At 67.7% G+C, this 23702-nt stretch carries 17 protein-coding genes; 8 read left to right on the top strand and 9 right to left on the bottom strand.

From position 1 onward, the window contains the following. Positions 1-92 precede the first annotated feature (92 nt). From HWX22_RS20955 to HWX22_RS20940, 4 genes are all read left to right on the top strand, one after another. Complete coding sequence (locus tag HWX22_RS20955; RefSeq protein WP_347879481.1) at positions 93-380, top strand: PAAR domain-containing protein; 288 nt, start codon at positions 93-95, stop codon at positions 378-380. Continuing rightward, entirely contained in the window at positions 368-3133 is a 2766-nt protein-coding gene (gene tssI / locus HWX22_RS20950) for a type VI secretion system Vgr family protein (protein ID WP_175916312.1), read from the top strand. Before HWX22_RS20955 ends, tssI begins: the two co-directional genes overlap by 13 nt. Before the next feature lie 110 nt (positions 3134-3243). Next, on the top strand, positions 3244-4521 hold the full coding sequence (locus HWX22_RS20945; RefSeq protein WP_175916311.1) for a hypothetical protein: 1278 nt from the start codon (positions 3244-3246) through the stop codon (positions 4519-4521). 11 nt (positions 4522-4532) lie between these two features. Next, on the top strand, positions 4533-5777 hold the full coding sequence (locus tag HWX22_RS20940; RefSeq protein WP_175916310.1) for a type VI immunity family protein: 1245 nt from the start codon (positions 4533-4535) through the stop codon (positions 5775-5777). Positions 5778-5822: 45 nt separating this feature from the next. On the opposite strand, the gene HWX22_RS20935 is transcribed toward HWX22_RS20940, so the two are convergent. From HWX22_RS20935 to HWX22_RS20925, 3 genes are read right to left on the bottom strand one after another with little or no spacing between them, the layout of a single operon-like run. After that, positions 5823-6629, bottom strand: coding sequence for a sulfite exporter TauE/SafE family protein (locus HWX22_RS20935; protein WP_059814425.1), 807 nt, complete (start codon positions 6627-6629; stop codon positions 5823-5825). An 18-nt stretch (positions 6630-6647) separates the two neighbouring features. Next, on the bottom strand, positions 6648-8339 hold the full coding sequence (locus HWX22_RS20930; RefSeq protein ID WP_059814423.1) for a bifunctional protein tyrosine phosphatase family protein/NAD(P)/FAD-dependent oxidoreductase: 1692 nt from the start codon (positions 8337-8339) through the stop codon (positions 6648-6650). Between the two features lie 29 nt (positions 8340-8368). After that, positions 8369-9253 (bottom strand): MBL fold metallo-hydrolase, encoded by an 885-nt coding sequence (locus tag HWX22_RS20925; protein WP_059524243.1) that lies wholly within the window; start codon positions 9251-9253, stop codon positions 8369-8371. A gap of 249 nt (positions 9254-9502) precedes the next feature. Between HWX22_RS20925 and HWX22_RS20920 the strand changes: the two genes are divergently transcribed. Beyond that, complete coding sequence (locus HWX22_RS20920; RefSeq protein WP_175916309.1) at positions 9503-10885, top strand: sigma 54-interacting transcriptional regulator; 1383 nt, start codon at positions 9503-9505, stop codon at positions 10883-10885. Positions 10886-10953: 68 nt separating this feature from the next. Here the strand turns inward: HWX22_RS20920 and HWX22_RS20915 are convergent, their stop codons facing one another. From HWX22_RS20915 to HWX22_RS20900, 4 genes are all read right to left on the bottom strand, one after another. After that, on the bottom strand, positions 10954-11982 hold the full coding sequence (locus HWX22_RS20915) for a MerR family transcriptional regulator (protein WP_175916308.1): 1029 nt from the start codon (positions 11980-11982) through the stop codon (positions 10954-10956). Between the two features lie 123 nt (positions 11983-12105). After that, the gene (locus HWX22_RS20910; protein WP_175916307.1) at positions 12106-13695 is read right to left on the bottom strand and encodes an efflux transporter outer membrane subunit; all 1590 of its coding nucleotides are present in this window, start codon (positions 13693-13695) and stop codon (positions 12106-12108) included. Positions 13696-13697: 2 nt separating this feature from the next. Then, on the bottom strand, positions 13698-16844 hold the full coding sequence (locus tag HWX22_RS20905) for an efflux RND transporter permease subunit (RefSeq protein ID WP_175916306.1): 3147 nt from the start codon (positions 16842-16844) through the stop codon (positions 13698-13700). After that, complete coding sequence (locus HWX22_RS20900) at positions 16841-17950, bottom strand: efflux RND transporter periplasmic adaptor subunit (protein ID WP_059814406.1); 1110 nt, start codon at positions 17948-17950, stop codon at positions 16841-16843. Before HWX22_RS20900 ends, HWX22_RS20905 begins: the two co-directional genes overlap by 4 nt. A 191-nt stretch (positions 17951-18141) precedes the next feature. Here HWX22_RS20900 and HWX22_RS20895 point away from each other — a divergent pair, with 191 nt between their 5' ends. Then, positions 18142-18762, top strand: coding sequence for a TetR/AcrR family transcriptional regulator (locus HWX22_RS20895; RefSeq protein WP_059524255.1), 621 nt, complete (start codon positions 18142-18144; stop codon positions 18760-18762). Between the two features lie 83 nt (positions 18763-18845). Here HWX22_RS20895 and HWX22_RS20890 read toward each other — a convergent pair whose 3' ends face one another. Together HWX22_RS20890 and HWX22_RS20885 are read right to left on the bottom strand one after the other, a co-directional pair. Beyond that, positions 18846-20579, bottom strand: a complete 1734-nt coding sequence (locus tag HWX22_RS20890; protein WP_208456483.1) for a ClcB-like voltage-gated chloride channel protein — start codon at positions 20577-20579, stop codon at positions 18846-18848. A 115-nt stretch (positions 20580-20694) separates the two neighbouring features. After that, positions 20695-21771 (bottom strand): YeiH family protein, encoded by a 1077-nt coding sequence (locus HWX22_RS20885; RefSeq protein WP_175911038.1) that lies wholly within the window; start codon positions 21769-21771, stop codon positions 20695-20697. 111 nt (positions 21772-21882) lie between these two features. Between HWX22_RS20885 and HWX22_RS20880 the strand changes: the two genes are divergently transcribed. Together HWX22_RS20880 and HWX22_RS20875 are read left to right on the top strand one after the other, a co-directional pair. After that, positions 21883-22776, top strand: a complete 894-nt coding sequence (locus HWX22_RS20880; protein ID WP_175916305.1) for a LysR family transcriptional regulator — start codon at positions 21883-21885, stop codon at positions 22774-22776. 152 nt (positions 22777-22928) lie between these two features. Further along, complete coding sequence (locus HWX22_RS20875; RefSeq protein ID WP_175911034.1) at positions 22929-23693, top strand: sugar phosphate isomerase/epimerase; 765 nt, start codon at positions 22929-22931, stop codon at positions 23691-23693. Positions 23694-23702: the final 9 nt, after the last annotated feature.

The following is a 23702-nucleotide window of genomic DNA, read 5'->3' as shown; positions in this document are numbered from 1 at the left end:
ATTTATGGAAAGCCGAAGATAATCATCTCAATAATTGCACGGGACTTCGTGGTGCGGTAAAAGGACGGCTTCATTTCCCGCACGAGTCAACGATGAAGATTGCACAAAGCCGCAACATGGTTTGCCTGGGAGATGGCACTGATCGTGGCGGCACTATCATCGAAGCCACCGGTAAACTCAAGCATCTCGGCATTGGCGTGGCACTGGACGGTCACGGCGTGACTTGCCCTGCCCGAAATGCGGCGGGGTTTTTCCGCTGCTGGCAAGCGGTCCGTGCACGTGCCCCGGCTGCGCTGTCGGGTATCGTGGAGACAAAACTGCCTGCGGTGCCACGGTCGTCGGTGCATGAGGGCCCAGGATCAAAGTCATGTCGATCCTGAACCAGACCCGCACGCTGTCCATCTCCGGTGCCGCATTACCGACTTACGGGATGAATGCATTTCCGGTATTTGTTCCGGTGCGGTTGCAAGGCACTGAAGCAATCGGCCGCATTGACGAATGCCGTTATCTCGTTACGCTGCGCACCGATGATGCTTACGGGCTTTCTCCGAGCGTCACCGCCAATCTCAATCTGGATAAAGTAGTCGGCACCGAAGTCACCATTTCCATCCAACTCGAAGGGAAAGGGCGTTTTATTCCCGGGTTGGCGGGCAATAACGGGCTCGGCAATATCGGCGCCGGCACGCGCGAAATCACAGGGGTGGTCGAAGCGACGCGGATTGTCGGCCAGGGCCGAGATTCGATCCTGTACGAACTCGAATTGCGCCCGTGGCTCTATCGCGCGACGCTGACGCAAGACAGTCGCCTCTTTCAGGAGATGAACGTCGTCGAGATCACCGACGCCGTGCTGTCGGCGTATCCGTACACGGTTGACAAACGCCTGGCGGGCCCATTCCGCGGGCGTTATCCGAAACGCGACGTACAGCGTCAGGCATTTGAGTCGGATTGGGCGTTCCTGCAACGACAGTGGGAAGAATGGGGCATCTGGTGGTGGTTCGAGCACGATGACGGCCATCACCGCTTGGTCTTGTGCGACACGATCGGCGGCCATCACCCCCACGGTCCTGCATATGAGACGCTGCGCTACCTGCCGCCGGACGGCAAGCATATTGACGAAGAACACATTCATGCGCTGTCGGTAACAAGCCGACTCACGGCCGGCCGCGTGACCGTGACGGACTATGACTACACGCGCCCGCGCGCGAAGCTGGCGGTTACCGAGGAAGACCCGCGCGCCACGGCGAGCGCCGACGCGGAAATCTATGCGTGGGGCGACTACAGCCAGCCGCTGGCGGGCACACAAGGTCTCGCGGGCCAGCCCAACGATACGGATCTCGAAGCGCGCCATCTGGCTCGCATACAGCTCGAGGCGCAACGCTGTACGGGGCTGCGTGCCAAGGGCGCAGGAAACCTGCGCGGGCTAACTGTCGGTCGCACGTTCACCTTGGCGGGATACCCGCAGCAATCCGCGAACCGTGAATATGTGGTCGTGTCCTGCGCGCTCGACATCGAGGAAATCGGAGGCCGCACTGGCGTCGCGCAAACGTACCGCGTCGACACGCAGTTCGAGCTCCTGCCGGCGAATGAGCCGTTCCGCCTGAAGCGCAGTGTCGACAAGCCTGTGTTGAGCGGCCCCGAAAAAGCCGTCGTCGTCGGGCCGGCCGGACAGGAAATCTGGACCGACCAGTACGGTCGCGTCAAGGTCCAGTTCGAATGGGACCGTCAAGGCCCGCACGACGAGCGCTCGGGAATCTGGCTGCGCGTGTTGTCACCATGGCAAGGCATCGACATGGGTGCGACGTTCATCCCCCGGATCGGCCATGAGGTCGCCGTCGTGCACTACCGCGGCGATCCGGATTTGCCGGTCATTGCGGGCAGCCTCGTGAACGCATTGCGCCAGCCGGCGCTGGATTTGCCGCACAACGAGGGCGTAGCGATACTGCGTGGCCGCGAGCACCATGGCATGGCATCCGGTCACGTCGCAATCGACGACACGCAGGGGCAAATTCATACGCAGATTGCGAGCGATGCCGGCACATCGCAGCTCAGTCTCGGCAACCTGCGGCGCATGCTGAAGAAGAAGGGGCGTGCCGAGGCGCGCGGCAAGGGCTTCGATCTGCGTACCGACGATTGGGGCGTGATGCGAGCGTTGAAAGGCCTGTTCGTCACGACAGATGGTCAACCGGGCGGCGCGGGTCACGCGAAAGACGCGAAGGAGGCAATCGGTCGGCTGGCGGGGGCACGAGAACTCCAAGAGAGCCTGTCCGCGCTGGCGCAACGGCACGACGCGCAACGATACGGCGCGGATCAGAGCGAGGTCGTCAAGGCGATCAACGCGCGCAACGATGCGATCAAGGGAAAGCCATCGGCGGATCCGGACCACTTTCCCGAACTCACTGAAGCAGACATCGTGCTGGCCGGACCAGCGGGCATCAGCCTGGCCGCCGAGCGCAGCGTACATATCGCCAGCAACGACGATGTGGCCGTGACGAGTGGCCGGCATGTCGGCCTGGCGGTTGGCCGATCGCTGTTTGCGAGTGTAGTGAACACGTTCGCGCTGTTCGTGCACAAGGCAGGTATGGCGCTGGTCGCCGCTGGCGGCAAGGTGCGTGTCGAAGCGCAGACCGACGGGATTGACCTGACAGCCAAGCGAGCGATCCGGATCACCAGCACGACGGACAGCATTCATCTGCACGCGGCGAAGGAAATCGTGCTGCACGCCGGGAGTACGGAGATGCACATCGGTGAACAGGGTTACGTGGTGCGCACGGCGGGCGAGCATACGGTCTATGCCGCTAGTCATCAGACCGATGGCCCGGCATCGGTCACGAAGCCGTTGCCGGGGATGCCCGGTGCTGATTTCGAGGAGTTCTACACGCTGCGTGATCGAAGGGGTAAGACACTGGCCGACTGCGCGTATCGGTTGACCTGTCCAGATGGTTGCGTGATCGAAGGACACACCGATGCGGAGGGCCGTACGGCAACGGCCTATGCCGAATCGGCCGAGGCGGTGCATTGCGAGGCGTTGCCCGACGACGAGGCCGAATTCGTGCGCGCACGGTATTGGGACGAGGACGCGGAATACACGCTCGATTTCGCAAGCATCAGTGCAATAGGAGTGAGAAAGTCTTGACAAGTACGCCACCACCACGTAGGCGCGCACCAAGTGTTCCGAAGGCCGGCAAGGGCAGCCAGACCAAGCGGCCGGAGGCGGCTGGCACTGTGTTGCCCGTCGAAAATCCGATGGACCTTTGGTACCTGTGCCAGAAGGCGGGCTTTGCGGAGCGGTTCCCGATGCGTGACGCGCGAGGGCGTGCGCTATGTCAGCGGCAGGTATCTCGATGGGTGCACCACGACTGCAAGGGCAACCGATGGAAATGGCCGTATTGGGGCGAGGTCGGCTTCAACATGCTGCCCGGTGGCGGGCGACCGCCCGAGGCAATCATGAGTCGTCGCGAGCCGTTCCGGCCATCGACCATGCCGCTGTCACGCTACGAGATCATTCGGCGGCGCGTAGCGTTTCAGGCAGGCATTGATGAAGGCGTGTTGCCTTGGGTATTGATCGGTTTAGTCGAGCCGCTGGTGACGACGGAATACCTTGAGAACAACCTGTCGCCCGACGAGGTGCGTGAAGCGTACCGGTTGGTGCGTTCGGCGGATACGGGATGGGATTGGACAGCGCTGGATCGGCCGACGATACCGGGGTTGCTGCGCATTCCGGACGTGATCCGTCTGCGCGACTACAAGGGACGCACGGGCTCGGCCCGCTTTGCTGCCGACAACATCGCCTACCTGATCGAGATCAAGTTCGAGGGGGATGCGCTAACACGGGAACAAATAGATGCCTACCGGAAAATCGTCAATTACGACCTGAGAAAATTTCGCCTGCTAGAAACGAAGGCATGCAAGGTGCCGCGCCGCCGCCGTCGAGAATGGTTGGAAAAGGCACGCAATGCGGAGCCGGTATTTCGAGCGGTCGAGGGCGGTGTGACTTCGCCGGAGCGGCTGAAAGAGTTTCATGCGCAACTGCCTCAGGCGGCGATGCTGCTGCACGACATGGAGGCGGAGCAGCAAGCGGTGCGACGGTTATTCGGGGGCGCTCGCCGAATTGATGAGCGGCGTTACTTTGCGGAACTGCGCACCTACGATTCACAGCGTGCCGCGCGCGAGGAGGTGGAACGGCGACGATTGCGGGAGCAACTGACGTTGATTCTCGGCGCGCCGTTGGCCGGGGCTGCGGCTGGGGCTGTGCTCGCCGGTGCGGGCGCATTTGCCGGCGCTGCCGGCGAATTGGGCGGCGCGGTGGAGTTGGTCGGACACGGGGCGCAGACACTGGCACGATTTCCAATTGGGAAGGTCGCCGTGACGGCGGCTGCGGCCAATGCAGCCATCTATAACGCAGCGGCGCAAACACCGCCCGAAGGTACCGGCGAGGTGGCCGGGATGACACGGGACACGCTGCGTATGCTGGACATGTTGAATCGCAACCAAACCGTTCGCGTGCTGTATCTGTCAGATTGAGGGGGGAGATCGTGGATTTTTTTGATGAGTGGGACGAGGCGAAATGGTACTTCACCTACGGAGATGATGACGAACCGGACAACGTCGTGTTGCAGGGCGGATTGGTCATCGTGCTTTACCTGCTGAAATCGTATGCACAGTCGAATCGGTCGGCGCTGGCAAGTGTGATGTTGAGGCTTCAGGAAATCATGGGGCGGCAGTTGCGCTGGGGCTACTGGGAGCATCCGCGCAAGCGGGGCAAGTACACGCCGGAGCACTTCTCGACTTTCGTGGAATGGGTTCGCACGCGGCCACCGACGCATGCAATCGAGTTCACGTGGTCGTCCGGACCAGGTTACGACTTCGTAGGCGATTGGGGGGGGCGCGGGTTTTCGCAGGGGAATTTATTCGAAGAGGAATGGAAAACGGTCTCCTACTTTCAGGTCTATCTGCCGGTAGAAGTGCTACGCGGAGACGGACGAAGCGCCTTCGAGAGGCTACTGGCGGAATTAGCCATGCGCCTCCCCGTGTTGCACGGCTATGCGGGGCTAGGACTCCAGCAATGCGACGAGTTTCACCGTTACGAGAACTTGGAACTGGAGCTAGCGGAGCAATTTCTGGGATTTGACGTTGCCGATCCGATGGGACATCCGGAATTTCGCGACGGAATCAAAAGCGTGAACTGGTACACGATCCTGCATCGTAGCTGGCTTGAGAAATTGGGCGGCCGGGAAGGGTTGGAGCAGGCAATACAAGATGAGGCATCGAGCGGGCTATCGCTGGTCGATTACGCGAACGGGGTGATGTTGAAGGCGGGCGAATGGCCGTCGTTGGGCTGGACTGAGCGCGACCCGCAGCCAGCCGCCTATGTGGCTGCGAACAGGTTGTTGAAGCCGATACGCGTGCCGGAGTTACGTTGTTTGCATATGGGCTCGATCATGGGCGAGACGCGCTTTGACAACGTGTCGACGGATCAGTGGCTGCGTCGGTTCGATGCTCCGGGAATCTGGCCGCCGCGAGGGCTTACGCCGACGGAGATCGAACCGGCACCGCCAGTAGATGAGCCAGCCGTACCTGTGTCGCTCCCGCCTGCTGTGCAGCCGACCGGCGTTCGCGTGCTGAGTGCGCGTCCAGGGCAGCCGTGTCCACGCGAGGGGGACTGGTTCAGTCCATTCCTGAAGCGCACGGAACGGATAAAGCAGGGAGACCTGATGCCGGGGCCGGACACGACCCAGCAAGGGGCGGTGACGTGGTATTTGCGTGAGCCGGACGTCTGATATGCGCGCGAACAAGCGCGGTAATTCGACAAACGCCGCCCCGGTTCACGCGCCGAACGCCGCCTTCGCCAGCAGCCCGAGCGCGACGCAGACGAGCACCGCAGCGAAGCCGGCCTGCACGTGCCGCGCAGACAGGTGCCGGGACGCATTGCGTCCGATCGCCATGCCGATTGCGGTCGCGACCGTGAACCACAGCATCATGTCGAGCGGCGCGCGCGTGCCCGACACGAGCGTCGCGAGCACGCCGCCGGTGCCGACCAGCGCGATCACCATCAGCGACGTCGCGACCACGCCGTGCATCGACACGTTCGTGAACTTGCGCAGCATCGGCACGATCACGAAGCCGCCGCCGACGCCGAGCAAGCCCGTCATCAGCCCCGTCACCGCGCCGGTCGACGCGAGCGCGAGCCCGACCGGCCAGGACCACACGAGGCGGCCCGTATCGGGATTCACGCGGCCGACGCATAACCGCGATTCGTCCGCGTCGCCGGAGGCGTGGCGGAGTGCCTGCCGCAACAGGCGGCTCGCGACGACCAGCATCGTCAGCGCGAACAGCGCCAGCAGCACGCGTTGCGGCAGCACGTGCGCGAGCTTCACGCCGAGCGTCGTGAGCGGCACGCCCGCCACGGCCATCAACAGCGCCGCGCGATAGCGCACGAGCCCGCGACGAAACCCTTCGAGCGCGCCGAGCGCGGCACTGCCCGCGACCGCGACGAGCGCGACGGGCGTGGCCTGCTGCATCGGCCAGCCCATCCCGACGACGAGCGCGGGCACCGCGAGAATGCCGCCGCCCGCGCCGGTGAGGCCGAGCACGGCGCCGACGAGGCTGCCGAGTACGAGGGAAATCAGCATGGTGTCATCGGGTTCCGGTCAACGTGCGATCGCGGGCTTCGCGAGCCATTCGCGGCCCTTGAGCATCGCCTTCCAGTAGAGCGGCGGCAGCAGGCGCTCCTTGAGCAGCCACGCGAGCCGGGACGGACGCCTGCCGTCGATCAGCCACGCGGGGAAGGTCGGCGCGACCTTGCCGCCGTAGAGGAATTCGGCGAGCACGATCTTGCCGCGCTCGACGGTGAGCGGGCACGACCCGTAGCCGTCGTACGCGGCGTCGCCGTGCGCGCGGCCCAGCGACGCGAGCACATTGTGCGCGACGACGGGCGCCTGCTTGCGCGCGGCCGCGGCGGTTTTCGCGTTGGTCGTGTTGGTGACGTCGCCGAGCGCGAAGATGTCCGCGAACTGCTTGTGCCGCAGCGTCGCCGGATCGACGTCGATCCAGCCGGCCGCATCGGCGAGCGGGCTCGCGCGCACGAAATCGGGCGCCTTCTGCGGCGGCACGACGTGGATCATGTCGAACGCGCGCTCGACGGTTTCCGTGCCGCCGTCGGGCAACGCGCGCCGGAACGTCGCGCGCCGCGCGGACCCGTCGATCGCGACGAGGTTGTGGCCGAACGACAGCGCGATGTCGTAGCTTTTCACGTACTCCATCAACGCGGGCACGTAGTCGGCGACCCCGAACAGCGCGGCGCCCGCATTCAGGAACTCGACGTTCGCGGCGCCGAGGCGGCCCGTGCGCCGCCAGTGATCGCACGACAGGTACATCGCCTTCTGCGGCGCGCCCGCGCACTTGATCGGCATCGGCGGCTGCGTGAACAGCGCGTTGCCGCCGCGGAACGCCTGCACCAGTTCCCACGTGTACGGCGCGAGGTCGTAGCGATAGTTCGACGTGACGCCGTTGCGGCCGAGCGTTTCCGCGAGGCCGTCGATCGCGTGCCAGTCGAGCTTGAGCCCCGGGCACACGATCAGCTTGCGGTAGCCGATGCGCCGGCAGCCATCGAGCACCACGGTGTGCGCGTCGGGCTCGAAGCCGGCGACGGCGGCCTGGATCCATTTCACGCCGCGCGGCAGCAGGTCGACGATCCGGCGCGCGGTCGTGTCGGGCCGGAACACGCCCGCGCCGACCATCGTCCAGCCGGGCTGGTAGTAGTGCGTCTCGGCCGGGTCGATCACCGCGATATCGAGCGATGCGTCGCGCGCAAGCAGGCTCGACGCGACCGCGACGCCGGCCGCGCCCGCGCCGACGATCACGATGTCGTGCCGCGCGTCGACGGCCGGCGCGGCCTGGCGGCCGTCCTGCGCGAGTCCTTGCGCGGAACCTCGTGTGAGACGCGGCGCGAGCGCGGCGAGGTCATAGCCGGCCGTGGCGGCGATCGCGACGATGTCGCCGGCCGGACGCCTGTCGGCCTGCGACAGCGCCCACAGCGTCGCCGAGCGCGTGCCGCTGCGGCAGTATGCGAGTACCGGGCCCGCGAGCGACGCGACGAGCGCGTCGAACTGCCGGGCCTGATCGTCGGTGACCTTGCCGGTATCGACGGGCAGGTAATGGACGGCGATGCCGAGCGGCGCGGCGGCGGCGCGAATCTCGGCGACGGTCGGCTGGTCGGCGCCTTCGCCGTCCGGGCGGTTGCAGACGATCGTGCGGATGCCGGCCGCGTGGAGCGCGGGCAGGTCGGTCGCGGCGATCTGGGGCGAGACCGACAGCAGGTCGGTCAGCGAACGGATGGTCATGTCGGGGGTTCTCCGGTCGGGGCGGCGGCTCAGATCGCGTCGAGCGGGATCTTCAGGTAACGCACGCCATTGTTTTCGGGCTCGGGCAGGTGGCCGGCGCGCATGTTGACCTGCACGGACGGCAGCATCAGCACGGGCATGTCGAGCGTCGCGTCGCGTGCGGTGCGCATGGCGACGAAATCGTCCTCGGTCACCCCGTCCTTCACATGCACGTTCGCGCGGCGCTGCTCCGCCACGGTCGTCACGAACTGCACGTCGCGGCCGCCCGGCTGGTAGTCGTGGCACAGATACAGGCGCGTGTCGGGCGGCAGGGCGAGCACGCGCGCGATCGAGCGATACAGTGTGCGTGCGTCGCCGCCCGGGAAATCGCAGCGGGCGGTGCCGTAGTCGGGCATGAACAGCGTGTCGCCGACGAACGCGGCACGCTGCGTCGCGTCGTCGACGCAGTAGGTCAGGCACGCGGGCGTGTGGCCCGGCGTGTGCAGCGCGCGAATCGTCAGCGCGCCGAGCGCGAGCGTGTCGCCGTCGTCGAGCAGCCGATCGAACTGGCTGCCGTCCTGCGCGAAGCCCGGGCCGGCGTTGAACAGCGTGCCGAACACGTGCTGCACGCGGCGCACGTGCGAGCCGATCGCGATCTGCCCGCCGACATGCGCCTTCAGGTACGGCGCGGCCGACAGATGGTCGGCGTGCACGTGCGTTTCCAGCAGCCAGTGCACGGTCGCACCGAGTTCGGCGACGCGCGCGATCAGCCGGTCGGCGCTGGCGGTGCGCGTGCGGCCCGATTTCGGGTCGTAGTCGAGCACGCTGTCGATCAGCGCGCACGCGCGGCTGGCGGTGTCGAGCAACAGGTAGCTGACGGTATGGGTCGCCGGGTCGAAAAAGCCTTCGACCGACAGCATGGGGGCATGGCTCACGGGTTGTCCTCGATCGGGTTCTGCATCTGCAATCGGCGATTCCATGTTCAAGAAGCATGCCAATCCGCGTCGCGACGCCGGACGATGTGGCAGGTACTTGATTCGGCTCGGATTTCTGGCCCGATAGCGGTGCGCCGCGGGCGCGGCCGATGGGGCATCGTCGATGTCGACTGCCATATATGGCAGTGCTGTGGCAGAATTGGCAGTCAGTCTGGCAGTCCGACTGTCCATCCATTCCCGAGCCGCCTCATGAATCCGCACGACATCATTCCGATCGTTCCCGCGCCGGCGCGCGACGTCATGCCCGACGTGCGCGCGCTCGTCGCGTATCTGGAGCAGGATCCGCAGCCGATGATCGTCGTCGATCCCGAGTACCGCATCCTCGCGGCGAACGATGCGTACCGGCGCCAGTTCGGCGTGGCGGGTGTCGAGCACGTCGGCCGGCGCTGCTTCCAGGTCTCCCATCACTACGACGTGCCGTGCGATCAGGCCGGCGAGCATTGCCCGATGAAGCAGGCGCTCGAGTCGCGCAGCCTGAACCGCGTGCTGCACATCCACCATACGCCGCGCGGCCCCGAGCACGTCGATGTGGAGTTGCGGCCCATCTTCGATGCGCGCGGCGACGTGATCGCGTACGTCGAGCGGCTGACGACCGTGCGCAGCGCGTCCGCGCAGCCGAGCGCGGAAGGGCTCGTCGGCGGCGCCGACGCGTTCAATGCGGCGCTCGGCGCGCTGCAGCGTGTCGCGCCGTCGATGCTGCCGGTGCTGCTGCTCGGCGAATCGGGCACCGGCAAGGAATTGTTCGCGCGGGCGCTGCACGAGGCGAGCGCGCGCGCGATGGGGCCGTTCGTGGTCGTCGACTGTTCGGGCATCGCCGAGACGCTGTTCGAGAGCGAACTGTTCGGCTACGAGAAGGGGGCGTTTACCGGTGCGAACCAGCGCAAGCCGGGCCTCGTCGAGACCGCGCAGGGCGGCACGCTGTTTCTCGACGAGATCGGCGACGTGCCGCTGCCGATGCAGGTGAAGCTGCTGCGGCTGATCGAGTCGGGGACGTTCCGGCGCGTCGGCGGCGTCGAGGCGCTGCGCGCGGATTTCCGGCTCGTCGCGGCGACTCACAAGCCGCTGCGCGAGATGATCGACGACGGCCGGTTCCGGCAGGATCTCTACTACCGGATCAACGCGTTTCCGATTCCGCTGCCGCCGCTGCGCGAGCGGCGCGGCGACGTCGCGCTGCTGGCCGAATCGATCCTGCGGCGCATCGCGAACGCGCGTGCCGGCGCGGGCGATGCGAGCGCGCGACCGTTCGTGCTGACCGAGCATGCGCGTGCGTGCCTCGACGCGTATGCATGGCCGGGCAACATCCGCGAGCTGCGCAACGTGCTCGAACGTGCGTGCCTGTTCGCGGACGACGGGACGATCCGCGTCGAGCATCTGCCGGCCGAGCTGGTCGCGGCGTCGGCCGCGTCGCACGCGCATGCGGCGGACACGCGTGGCGTGTCGGACGCGGAGCTCGTGCGGATTGCCGGCACGTTCGACGGTACGCGCAAGCAGCTGGCCGAGCACGTCGGGTTGAGCGAGCGCACGTTGTACCGGCGGATGAAGGCGCTCGGGCTCGGCGTGCGCGAGCGGTGAGCGGAAGCCGGCGCGCTCGCGCGGGCGGCGCGTGAAACCACCACGCATAGCCCGCGCGGGTTACGCCGTCAACGCGCCGGCGCAAGCTGCGCCATCGCCTCGCGGATGAAACCGAGCAGCGTGTCGTCGACCCACGAATCCTTCGTCAGCGCCGGCTCGGTGATCATCGCGTGCCGGAATTTCGCGTGCGTGGCCGGGTCGTTGCCCGCATAGCTGCGGAACAGGTCGAGCCAGCGTTGCGCGAGCGCGCGGCCTTCCGGCGAATCGGGCCGTGCGCCCGTATCGATCGCATCGCGCACGTCGCCCATCAGTTGCGGCCATTCCATCGCGTGTTTGCCGAAGTGCGCGCGCATGAAGCGGATCTCGTCCGGGGCGAGATACTTCTCGAAGATCCGCATCTTCGTTTCCGAGGACGCGCGCAGCACATAGTCGCGCAGCACGGTCGAGATGCCGAGTTTCGACTGCATCGCCGGTTCGCGCTCGTGCATCAGGTTCAGCTTCGCGAGCAGCCGCGGATCGTTGTTCGTGTCGCGCACGAGCAGCGCCATCCAGCGGCCGGCGAGCGCACGCACGCGCTCGTCCTCGGGCGGCACGCCCGCGTCGTGCAGCGCACGCACGTCGGCGACGAGCGCGATCCATTCGGCGTCGCCCGCCTGGCTCTTGCGGTACATCGGCAGACGCGCGAGTTCTTCCTCGGAAAAATATTTGTCGTACACGGTCATCAACTCCAGTGTGGTGAGCCAATCGGCCAGTTCCGGCTCGGTGCCCGCGGCGAGTTGCGCGTGCAGGTGCACGAGCCGCTCGCGCAGCTGCGCGGCCTGCGCGAGCTGGTGGTCGAGCGACGCGATCTGCTTCGCGACGAGCTCGACGAGCGGGGTGCCGGGCTGGTTCAGGTAGTCGCCGATTTCGGCAAGCGACAGTCCGAAGCGACGCAGGGCCTGGATCTGGTGGAGCCGGGCGATGTCGTCGCGGTCGTACAGCCGGTAGCCGTTGTCGGCACGCGCCGAAGGCGTCAGGAGGCCGATCGCGTGATAGTGATGAAGCGTGCGGACGGTCAGGCCGCTGCGTTTCGCCAGTTCTCCCACTTTCAGCCGCATGGTGTCCTCCGTTCGGTGCGCACACTGGAGTCTCGAACGTTACGCTACGTGAGGGTCAAGCGGAAGATCGCGGATCGGCGCGCGGGGTGGTTCCGCGCGCCGTGCGTCCGGGGCAAGGGCGCGTTATTGCGGTGACGGCGGCGCGGCGGGCGTGGTCGCGCGTGCCTGGGCGGCGGGAGCGCCTTGATCCGCGTTGCCGGCGTGGCCTGCCGTGCCGACGTTCCCGGCCGTCGCTGCGTTGCCGGCCGCGTCGACCGGCGGCGTGCCCATCGCCTGATAGAGCCGCGCGGTATCCGCGAAGCGTGCGCCGGTTGCGCGAATCTCGTCGAGCCGCGCGTTGCGGTACTGCAGCTCGCTCGCGCGCGCCGCCGACGGCGGCAACGCGCCGAGCCGCACGCGGGCGGCCGCGTCGTCGTACGCGCCGCGCGCGGACAGCGCGGCCCGCGACGACGCGTCGAGCGCCTCCGCGTCGTGCTCGAGCGCGGCGAGCGAATCGGCGACGTTCTGGAACGCGCTCAGCACGGTCTGCCTGTACTGGTCGACCGCGGCTTCGTAAGTGGCCTTCGCCGCACGCCGCTGCGCGAGCAGCGCGCCGCCGTGAAACAGCGGCTGGCTCAGCGACGCCCCGACATTCCAGATCGCGCCGGCGCCCGACAGCATCGTCGGCCAGCTGAAGCCGCCTTTGCCCATGGCCGCCGAAAGCGACAGCTGCGGGAACAGCTGCGCGGTCGCGACGCCGACTTCGGCGGCGGCCGCCTTCAGCCCCGCGTCGGCGGCCTGGATGTCGGGGCGGCTTTGCAGCAGGTCGGACGGCACGACCACGGGCACCTGCGCGGGCAGGTGCAGATCGGCGAGCGTGAGGTCGGCGGGCGGCCGGTCGGGCGTGCGGCCGACCAGCACCGCCAGCGCGTGGCGCGCCGAGTCGCGCTGCTGGCGCAGCGCGGGCAGGCTCGCGGCGAAGGTGTCCGCGCTTTGCCGTGCGTTCAGCGCGTCGCTGTGCGACGCCGAGCCGAGCGCGTAGCGGCGTTGCGCGTCGTGCGCCTGGTCGTTCGCGAGCGCGACGAGCCGTTCGGTCGTCGCAATCTGCGCATTGAGCACCGACACCGTGATCGACGCGGTGACGATGTTCGCGGCGAGTGCCCGACGCGCCGATTCGAGCTGGAACGCGCTGACGTCGACGCGTTTCGCGAGCGCGCGGTTCGCGAAACGCGACACGCCGAACAGGTCGATCGTGTAGCTCGCCTGCAGTTGCCCGACGAACGTGTCGTACAGCAGCGTCGGCGCGCCGAGCGCGGGGATCGGCACGCCGAGTGCACGCTGGCGCGTGGCCTGGGCGCCAGCGTCGATCGACGGCAGCATCGAGCTGCCGATCTGCCCGCGCAACTGCTCGCGCGCGGCATCCAGCGAATGCGAAGCCGCGCTGAGCGTCGGGCTGTTGCGCAGCCCTTCGTCGACGAGCGCGTTCAGCGCATCGGACCGGTACTGCGTCCACCAGTCGGGCACGGGCTGCGCGCCGACCTCGAACTGCTGCGCGACGCCTTGCGCGGCGACGGTCTGCTGCACTTGCGGCGCGGCGCCGTAATGCGCGGGCGACGGCATCGCGGGCGGCTCGCCGCTCGGCGCGAACCATGCGCAGCCGGCGAGCGGGCCGGCGAGGCTCGCGGCCGCGAGCGCTCGCGCGGTCTTCGTTTTCAGGTTCATCGACAGTTCCATGATCAGGCTCCCGACGGCGCGGCAGGCGAGCCGTCGTGCGGCGGGCCGTCGCGCGGGTCGCGTTCGTCGCGCTTCACGCGGAACCACGCGGCGTACAGCGCGGGCAGGTAGAACAGCGTCAGCACGGTCGCGCTCGTGATCCCGCCCATCAGCGCGGTCGCCATCGGCCCGAAGAAGTTCGAGCGCAACAGCGGGATCAGCGCGAGCACGGCGGCCGCGGCCGTCAGCGTGATCGGGCGGAAGCGCCGCACGGTCGCGCCGACGATCGCGTCGAAGCGGCCGTGGCCGGCCGCGATGTCCTGCTCGATCTGGTCGACGAGAATCACCGAGTTGCGCATGATGATCCCGAACATCGCGATCACGCCGAGCATCGCGACGAAGCCGAACGGCTGCCCGAACAGCAGCAGCGTGCCGACCACGCCGATCAGCCCGAGCGGTGCGGTCAGCACGACCATCAGCACGCGCGAGAAGCTCTGCAGCTGGATCATCAGCAGCGTGAACACGGCGATCGCCATCAGCGGCATCTGCGCGTTGATCGACGTCTGCGCCTTCGCGCTTTCCTCGACCGACCCGCCGATGTTGATCTGGTAGCCGACCGGCAGTTGCGCGCGCAACGCATTCAGCTTGCCGTCGATCGCATGCGTGACATCGATGCCCTGCGCGCCGGCGCGCACGTCGGACTGCACGGTGATGGTCGGCTGGCGATCGCGCTCCCACACCACGCCGTATTCGAGCGCCGGCGTGAAGCGGCCGAGCGAGCCGAGCGGCACGGGGCCGTTCGGCGTCGGCATCGCCAGGCCCGCGAGCTTCGCGGGATCGACGCGATCGGGGCGCGGCGCACGCAGGTCGACCGCGATCAGCTTGTCGCGTTCGCGATACTGCGTGACGGTCGTGCCGGACAGCGTCATCGCGAGGAAGCTCGACACGTCCTGCGACGTGACGTTCAGCGCGCGCGCCTTCTTCTGATCGAGCTCGAAGCGCACCGAGCGCTCGGCCGGCTCATCCCAGTCGAACTGCACGTTCATCGTGCGTGCGTCGCCGCGCATCGTCGCCGCGACCTTCTCGGCGATCGAGCGCACCGTCGCGATGTCGTCGCCGCTCACGCGGAACTGCACGGGGTAGCCGACGGGCGGCCCGTTCTCGAGCCGCGACAGGCGCCAGCGCACGGCCGGGAAGCGGTCGCGTAGCGTGGTCTCGAGCCACGTCGCGAGCTTCTCGCGATCCTCGACGGATTTCGCGGTGACGACGAACTGCGCGAAGTTCGGCAATTGCAGTTGCTGGTCGAGCGGCAGGTAGAAGCGCGGCGCGCCGCTGCCGACGAAATTCACCGAATGGTCGATCTCGGGCCGCTTGTCGAGCACCTTCTCGAGACGTTCGGTCTCGCGCAGCGTCGCCGCGAACGACGCACCTTCGGGCAGCCGCAGGTCGACCAGCAGCTCGGGGCGATCGGAGCTCGGGAAGAACTGCTGCGGCACGAGCGAGAAACCCATCAGCGCGACGACGAAGAGGGCGCCGGTGATCAGCAGCACGACGAAGCGGCGCTCGATGCACCAGTCGATCCAGCCGCGCAGGCGCGTGTAGAAGCGCGTGTCGTAGATGTCGTGCTCGTGATCGTCCGGCAGGTGCGCTTCGTGCGCGTGCTTCTTGCGCTCGGGCAGCAGGTGGTAGCCGAGCAGCGGAATCAGCACGACGGCCGCGAACCACGACGCGATCAGCGCGATCGCCGACACCTCGAAGATCGAGCGCGTGTACTCGCCGGTGCTCGATTTCGCGAGCGCGATCGGCAGGAAGCCCGACACCGTGACGAGCGTGCCCGTCAGCATCGGGAACGCGGTGCTCGTGTACGCGAACGCGGCGGCGCGCGCGCGGCTGTAGCCCTGTTCGAGCTTCACGGCCATCATCTCGACCGCGATGATGGCGTCGTCGACGAGCAGCCCGAGCGCGAGCACCAGCGTGCCGAGCGACACCTTGTGCAGCCCGATGTCGAACAGGTACATGAACAGGGCCGTGACGGCGAGCACGACGGGAATCGAGATCACGACGACCATCCCGGTGCGCAGGCCGAGCGACACGAGGCTCACGACCAGCACGATCGCGACCGCTTCTGCGACCGCTTCTAGGAAGTCGTCGACCGAATGCGACACCGCATGCGGCATGCTCGAAACGAGCGTCAGCTTGAGGCCGGCCGGTAACTGCGCCTGCAGGTCCTTCGATTCGACGTCGAGCGCCTTGCCGAGCCGGATCACGTCACCGCCCGGCTGCATCGTCACGCCGATGCCGAGCACGGCATGGCCTTTGGTGCGCATTTGCGTGACGGGCGGATCGTCGTAACCGCGCTTCACGGTGGCGAGATCGCCGAGCCGGAACGTGCGGCCGTTGATGCGGATCAGCGTGTCGGCGATCGCGGCGACGTTGTCGAACTGGCCGCTCGGCCGCACGAACACGCGATCGTCGGCGGTCGTGAGCACGCCGGCCGACGAGATGTCGTTCTGCGCGTTGATCGCCTGCCCGAGCTGCTGCGGCGAGATGCCGAGACGCGTGAGCTGCGTGTTGTCGGCCTCGATGAAGATCCGCTGGTCGGGGTCCCCGAAGTAGTCGACCTTGCCGACGCCGGGTACGCGCAGCAGCACCGTGCGCAGCTGGTCCGCGTAGTCGTGGAGTTGCGCGGGCGTGAAGCCGTCGCCTTCGAGCGTCCAGATGTTGGTGTAGACGTCGCCGAACTCGTCGTTGAAGAACGGGCCCTGTACGCCGGGCGGCAGCGTGTAGCCGATGTCGCCGACCTTCTTGCGGATCTGGTACCAGGTCTCGGGCACGTCCTTCACGGGCGCCGAATCCTTCATCGTGAAGAAGATCAGCGATTCGCCGGGCCGCGAATAGCTGCGCAGGAAGTCGATGGCCGGCGTTTCCTGCAGCTTGCGGCCGATCCGGTCGGTCACCTGTTCCTGCACCTGCCGCGCGCTCGCGCCGGGCCAGAACGTACGGATCACCATCACGCGGAACGTGAACGGCGGGTCTTCGGATTGCGCGAGCCGCGTGTACGCGAGGATGCCCGCGAGCGTCGCGAGCGCGATCAGGTAGACGACCAGCGCCTGGTGGCGCAGCGCCCATGCCGACAGATTGAACCGGCCTTCTTCGCGGGGGCCGCTCATGACGCGAAGTCCTCCGCATGCAGCGGTGCGATCGGCCGCACCTTCTCGCCCGCGCTGACCGTGTGCACGCCTTGCAGCACGACGCGCTCGCCAGGCTGCAGCCCGCCCGACACGGTGACGGTGCGTTCGTTGAAGCGCGCGACGTCGACGCGGCGCAGTTCGAGCGTGTCGTCCTTCGTGCGCACGACCCATACGGCCGGATGCGGCCCGTCGTGGAACAGCGCGGTCGCGGGCAGCGTGATGCTCGGCGCGTTGCCGGCAATCGGCGCGCCGTCGAACGCGACAGTCGCGGTCATCCCGAGGCGCACGGCCGGATCGGGCGCGGCGAGCGTGAGCTTCACGCGGTAGGTGCGGCTTTGCGGATCGGCGGCCGGCGCGATTTCGCGCACCTTCGCGTCGAACCGGCGGCCCGGCAGCGACGGCAATGTCACGCTCGCCGCGTGCCCGGGCGCGAGCGACGCGAGCGCGGCCTCGGGCACGTCGCTGACGACATCGACGTCGCCCGACCACGCAAGCTGGTAGACGGCCTGGCCGGCCGATACGTTCTGGCCGGTGTCGGCCTGTTCGGCGGTGATGGTGCCCGCGTGGTCCGCGACGAGCGTCGCATAGCGGAGCTGGTTCTTCGCGAGCGCGAGTTGCTGCTGCGCCTGATCGCGCTGCGCGAGCGCGGACGTGTAGCTGTTCTCGGTCTGTTCGAGCTGCGCGGTCGCGATCAGATTCTCGCGCGCCTGCGCGCGATCGCGGTCGAGCTGCTGCTTCGCGAACGCGAGGCCGTGCGATGCGGCATCGAGCTGCGCCTGCGCGCTCGCGGCGTTCTTCTCGACGTCGGACGGATCGAGCAGCGCGACGACCTGGCCGGCCTTGACGGTGTCGCCGAGCCGCACCTTGCGTTCGACGATCTTGCCCGCGATGCGGAACGACAGCGGCGTCGCGTAACGCGGCTGGATCTCGCCGGGCAGCGTGGCGGCCGCCGCGGCGCCGTCGGCGTGCGCGGGCAACGCGACGACCGGGCGCGGCGCGGGCGGCGCGGCTTCCTTCGGGTGGCAGGCGGCGAGGACGAGCGCGGTGCCGATCAGCAGCACGGCGCGGGAACCGGAGCGATTCACGAAACCCCCAGATGAGGTGAGAACGGAGCGAAGCCGGCAAGCGCGGCGGGCGCTTGCCCCGAGTGGCGCCGGCCCGGCGCGCACGAACACAGTCGAACGAGGTCGTTCGGAAACTGTGGCGGATTCTAATACACACCTGTATCTGAATGCAAAGATGAATCCGAAAGGGAGTTGGTGCTAGACTGCGCGCCATGAAACCACAGCGCTTAACTCGCGAGCAGAGCAGGGACCAGACGCGCGAACGTCTGCTGAATGCCGCGCACCGGATTTTTCTGAAGAAAGGCTATGTCGCCGCGAGCGTCGAGGACATCGCGGCGGCGGCCGGCTATACGCGCGGCGCGTTTTATTCGAATTTCCGCAGCAAGTCGGAACTGCTGCTCGAACTGCTCGAGCGCGACCATGATTCGGTGCGGGCCGATTTCGAGGCGATCTTCGAGGTGGGCGGGCCGCGCGAGCAGATGGAGTCGATGGCGCTCGCGTACTACCGGACGCTGTTTCGCGACGACGAATATTCGCTGCTGTGGGGCGAGGCGAAGCTGCAGGCGGCGCGCGACGCGAAATTTCGCGTGCGCTTCAACCAGTTCCTGCACGGCAAGCGGCTGCAGATGGCCGAATTCATCCAGCGCTTCGCCGAGCGCGCGGGCACGCCGCTGTTGCTGCCGGCCGAGACGCTCGCGTTCGGGCTGATGTGTCTGTGCGATGGCGTGCAGTCGTACTACACGGCCGATCCGCAGCATGTTTCGGCCGACGTGGCCGAATCGGTGCTGGCGGGGTTCTTCGCGCGGGTCGTGTTGGGGCGCGCGCCGGACTGAACGGGGCCGGCGGTCGGTCGGCGCGGACGGCGCCGCGAGCGAGGATGTGGCGACGCCGTATCGCGCGCCGCGCCCCGTACAGGTCAGCGCTCGCCGGTCATGCGCCGATACGCGTCGAGCAGCGACGTCTTGTAGACGACGCCCGCGAGCGTCGGCTCGGCCTCGCTTTCGATCACCGGCAGCCGTTCGCCCTGGAACGCCATGAAGCGTTCGAGCGCGGTCGAGAGCGGCATGTCGGGCGTGAGCAGCGGAAACGGCGTATGCGCGTAGTGCGCTGCCGTCTTGTCGGTGGTGTCGCGCTTGTCGAGCAGGTCGGACGTGATGTCCTTCAACGCGACCGCGCCGCGGAAGCGCCCGGCGTCGTCGGTCACGTACAGATACTTCACCGGATATTCGAGAAACACGCGCGTCATGTCGGCGACGCTCGCGGTGAGCGGCACGACCGTCTGCGCGGGCTGGATCAGCTCGCGCATCTGGGTGGTGCGCAGCCGCAGCCGTTCCTGCGCGTCCTGGTGGTGGCGCAGCGTGATCTCGTACATCGACGTCGTGCCCGTCGCGCGCGCGACGAAATACGCGAACACGCACGACACCAGCAGCGGCAGCACGACCTGGTAACTGAGCGTCATCTCGAAGATCATCAGGATCGCCATCAGCGGCGCCTGCGTGGCGCCGGCCATGAACGCACCCATTCCGACCATCGCATACGCGAAATACGCGGACGTGTGGCCGGGCCACAGCGCGTTCATCGCGAGCCCGAACAGCGAGCCGAACACGGCCCCGACGAACAGCGTCGGCGTAAACACGCCGCCGACCGCGCCCGAGCCGGCGGTCGCGGCGGTCGCGATCACCTTGAACACCAGCACCGCGACGAGCGCCTGCCAGGTCCACGGCGAATGCAGGATGTGGTTCACGACGCTGTAGCCGTTGCCCCACACGTCCGGAATCCACACCGAGATCACGCCGACCACGAGGCCGCCGAGCGCGAGCCGCACCGGCAGCGGCACGGGCAGCCGCTTGAACTGGTTCTTCGACGCATCGAGCAGGTGCAGGAACTGCGGCGCCAGCACGCCGCACAGCGCGCCGAGCACGACGAACAGCAGCACCTCGGGGCCCGTCACGGCCGGGAACACCGGCATCTCGTATGGTGGCCGGTAGCCGGCGAATTCCCGCATCACGATGTTCGCGACGACGGATGCGACGACCATCGGCCCGAAGCTTTCCATCGCGATCGTGCCGAGCACGATTTCGGACACGAAGAACGCGCCGGCGATCGGCGCGTTGTAGGCGGATGTGATGCCGGCCGCCGCGCCGCACGCGACGAGCAGGCGCAGGCGCGGCGGGTCGAAGTGCACGAAGCGGCCGACCAGCGATGCGGCGAGCGCGGCGAGCTGCACCATCGGGCCTTCGCGGCCGATCGAGCCGCCGCTGCCGATCGTTAGCAGCGACGACACGCTGCGCCACAGGCTCTGCCGTACCGGCACGACGCCGTCGCCGAGCGCGACGGCTTCCATGTAGTCGGTGTTGCCGGATTTCCGAACGCCGCGCGTCGCGAGCAGCAGCACGCAGCCGGCGAGGAAGCCGCCCGCGGCCGGCATCCAGAACCGCACGTACCACGGCAGGCTTCGCGCCATCTGCACGAAGCTGCCGCTGTGCCCGGAGATCAGGCGCTGCATCAGGTCGATGCCTTCGCGAAACGCCATGGTGGCGAAGGCGCCGCCGACGCCGACGATGGCCGACCAGATCAGCATCGTATGGGCGTCCGACAGGCGGAACAGCGTCTGGGCGCGAGTGCGCAGCTTCAGCAGGAACGAGAGCACGGCTGAAAGAGGATGGTGAAGAGGACGAAGGAAAACGACGCGAAGCATAGCACTGCGCCGCGCCCGCGGGACCTTCCCGTCGGGCGCGGCGCGTGTCGCGGCGTGGATGCGCGGCTCAGCCAAGCCAGCGCTGCACGGCCCAGGTGATCCCGTAGCCGCCGGCGATCAGCCAGACGTACAGGATCAGGCCGGTGGTCAGCGCACGCGGGCCGGCCTCGCGGATCTGCGACACGCGGGTTTCGATGCCGAGCGCGGTCATTGCCATCGTCAGCGCGAAGGTGTCGAGCACGTTCAGGGTGTGCGTAACGTCGGCGGGCAGCACGTTCAGCGAATTGACAATCACGAAGCCGAGGAAGCCGAGCGCGAACCACGGCACCGCCACCTTGCGCTTGCCTTGCGCGCCGTCGGCGCTCGCACCGGCCGAGCGTGCGGAGCGGGCGAGCCACCAGCCGAGCGTGAGCAGCACCGGCACCAGCAGCATCACGCGGGTCATCTTCACGATCGTCGCGACGTGCGCGACCTGCGGGCTGATGTCGCTCGCCGCGCCGACCACCTGCGCGACCTCGTGGATCGTGCCGCCGAAGAACAGGCCGAGGCCGGCCGGGTCGAGATTGAGCAGGCCGGCGTGATACGCGAGCGGGTAGAGGAACATCGACAGCGTGCCGAACAGCACCACGCTGCCCACGGCCATCGCGCTCTGGTGCGGCTTCGACTGCAGCGTCGACTCGAATGCGAGCACGGCGGCCGCGCCGCAGATCGCGCTGCCGGCGGCGGTCAAGAGCGCCGCGTCGCGATCGAGCTTCATCACCTTCATGCCGACCCAGGTGCCGATCGCGAGCGTGCTGACGACGACCAGCACCGACACCGTCAGGCCCGGCAGGCCGACCTGCGCGATTTCCTGCAGGCTCACGCGCAGGCCGAAGAACGCGACCGCGATGCGCAGCAGCTTGCGCGCGGAAAAGTTGACGCCGGCCGCCCAGCTCGCGGGCATGCCGTCGCGCAGTGCGTTGCCGTACAGCGCGCCTGCGACGATGCCGACGATCAGCGGCGACAGGCCGAGCCCGGCGATCGTCGGAAGTTGCGACAGACTGGTGACGGCGGCGGCGAACAGCGCGACGAACAGCACGCCGTTCAACTGGCCGCGCATCGACGGGGCGGCGTGATTGAGATGGGGAGTCGGAGCAGTGGACATGGGGCACCGTGATGAAACGGGTTGCGATGGCTTAATCCTAATTTGGTTATATCGATATGAAAAATTGTGATTTGTGACGTAAACTATCCGGAAATCCGATAATTCACGCTCATGACCCCGGATCAACTGATAACGTTCGCGGCCGTCGCCGAACATTTGAACATCAGCCGCGCTGCCGTCGCGCTGCATCTGTCGCAGCCGGCCGTGTCGGGCCAGTTGCGCCTGCTGCAGGACGAGTTCGGCGAGCCGCTGTACCAGCGCGATGGCCGCGGCATCCGCCTGACGCCGGTTGGCGAACAACTCGCGCAGTACGCGAAGGCGCAGCGCGACACGTTCGCGCAGGCGCGCGCGTTTCGCGACGCCGTGCGCGGGCTCGACGCCGGCACGCTGCGGATCGGTGCGAGCACGACGCCCGCCAGCTACCTGCTGCCGTATCTGATCGCGGCATTCCAGCCGCGCGTGCCGCGGGTGGCGATCCACACGATGAGCGGCAATACGGCCGACGTGGTTGCCACGCTGGCGTCGCTCGACATCGCGATGATCGAAGGGCCGCCCGGCGAGGCGCTGCCGCCCGGCACCGCCGTGCATGCGTGGCACGAGGACGAGATCGTCGCGGTCGTGCCGGCCGGCCATCCGCTCGCCGCGCCGGAATACGAAGCGGGCGTCACGCTCGACGCACTTGCCGCGCATCCGCTCGTGCTGCGCGAGGAGGGTTCCGGCGTGCGCCAACTCGTCGAACGCGCGTTCGCGCATGGCGGCGCGCCGATGCGCGTCGCGTTCGAGATCGCGGGCGTCGAGGCCGTGAAGGAGGCCGTGCGCGCGGGGATGGGCGTCGGTTTCGTGTCCGCGATGTCGCTGCGCCACGAGGATGCGGCGCTCATGCCGCGCTCGCTGGCCCCGGCGCCGCTCACGCGCCATTTCTCGATCCTCGTGCCGCACGGCGCCGCGCCGTCGCGCGTGGCGGCCCAGTTCCTCGACATGTGCATCACGCACGACAACGAATAGGCGCCGACGCGGGTCGTGGAACGCCGGATGCACGTGCGCGGGCGCGCGGCGGCCGGCCTAGGGATTTCCTCTATGGCGTGCACCGGATGCGAAGCGCACCATCCGTCTCAAGCAAATGGAACCGGTTCCATTCCGGTGAAAAAAGGGCAGAAATGGCAGACATCGTGATCGTGGCGAGCGCATTCGGGATGGACCGCGTGCGTCAGGAGGGCCACCGTGCATTCATCGCGACCGCGGCCTCATCCGGCGCGACCGGTTTCGAGGTGCGGCGCGAGCTGTTCGCATCGGACGACGACGCGACGCCCGGCGCGCTGGCCGAGCTTGGCTCGGTACTCACCGCGCACGGGCTGTGGTCGGTCTATTCGACGCCGGCCACGTTGTACACGGAAACCGGCGCGCTCGATGTCGACGCGTTGCGCGACACGCTCGTGGAAGCCGACGCGCTCGGCGCGCGCTTCGTCAAGTTCCAGCTCGGCGGCTTCGCCGGCGACGCGCATGCGTCCGAGATCGTCGCGCTGTCGCGCGGCGCGCGTGCCCGCGTGGTGGTCGAGAACGGCCAGCTGCCGGTGGGTGGCGCACTCGCTCAATTCAGTGGGCTGTTCGCCGCGTTGACCGACGCGGGCGTGCCCGATGCGCTCGGCATGACGTTCGACATCGGCAACTGGCAGTGGCCGGGCGAAGCGCCGCTCGCGTGCGCGCACGCGCTCGCGCCGCATGTGGAATACATTCATTGCAAGGCAGTCGAGGGCGAGGGCGCGCGCCGTTTCGCGGTGGCGCCGGCGCCGGGCGACACGCTCGTCACGGGCGTGCTCGCGGCCCTGCCGCAAGCGGCGCCGCGCGGCATCGAATTCCCGTTCGATGCCGCAGACCTGGCGGGCGATGCCGGCCGGCGCGTGGCGTGGCTTGCCGCCGCGTGACGCAGGAAG

The organism is Burkholderia sp. BCC1638, from assembly GCF_902833195.1.
Taxonomy (GTDB): domain Bacteria; phylum Pseudomonadota; class Gammaproteobacteria; order Burkholderiales; family Burkholderiaceae; genus Burkholderia; species Burkholderia diffusa.
This window is presented reverse-complemented; position numbering and strand designations above follow the sequence as displayed.

Bases quoted from the DNA above. Each gene is read 5' to 3' on its own strand.
- HWX22_RS20945 (WP_175916311.1), top strand. From the start codon at position 3,244: ATGGACCTTTGGTACCTGTGCCAGAAGGCGGGCTTTGCGGAGCGGTTC.
- HWX22_RS20880 (WP_175916305.1), top strand. From the start codon at position 21,883: ATGACCCCGGATCAACTGATAACGTTCGCGGCCGTCGCCGAACATTTG.
- HWX22_RS20875 (WP_175911034.1), top strand. From the start codon at position 22,929: ATGGCAGACATCGTGATCGTGGCGAGCGCATTCGGGATGGACCGCGTG.
- HWX22_RS20885 (WP_175911038.1), bottom strand. From the start codon at position 21,771: ATGTCCACTGCTCCGACTCCCCATCTCAATCACGCCGCCCCGTCGATG.
- HWX22_RS20935 (WP_059814425.1), bottom strand. From the start codon at position 6,629: ATGCTGATTTCCCTCGTACTCGGCAGCCTCGTCGGCGCCGTGCTCGGC.
- HWX22_RS20930 (WP_059814423.1), bottom strand. From the start codon at position 8,339: ATGACCATCCGTTCGCTGACCGACCTGCTGTCGGTCTCGCCCCAGATC.
- HWX22_RS20955 (WP_347879481.1), top strand. From the start codon at position 93: ATGAAGATTGCACAAAGCCGCAACATGGTTTGCCTGGGAGATGGCACT.
- HWX22_RS20910 (WP_175916307.1), bottom strand. From the start codon at position 13,695: ATGGAACTGTCGATGAACCTGAAAACGAAGACCGCGCGAGCGCTCGCG.
- HWX22_RS20920 (WP_175916309.1), top strand. From the start codon at position 9,503: ATGAATCCGCACGACATCATTCCGATCGTTCCCGCGCCGGCGCGCGAC.
- HWX22_RS20905 (WP_175916306.1), bottom strand. From the start codon at position 16,844: ATGAGCGGCCCCCGCGAAGAAGGCCGGTTCAATCTGTCGGCATGGGCG.
- HWX22_RS20895 (WP_059524255.1), top strand. From the start codon at position 18,142: ATGAAACCACAGCGCTTAACTCGCGAGCAGAGCAGGGACCAGACGCGC.
- tssI (WP_175916312.1), top strand. From the start codon at position 368: ATGTCGATCCTGAACCAGACCCGCACGCTGTCCATCTCCGGTGCCGCA.
- HWX22_RS20915 (WP_175916308.1), bottom strand. From the start codon at position 11,982: ATGCGGCTGAAAGTGGGAGAACTGGCGAAACGCAGCGGCCTGACCGTC.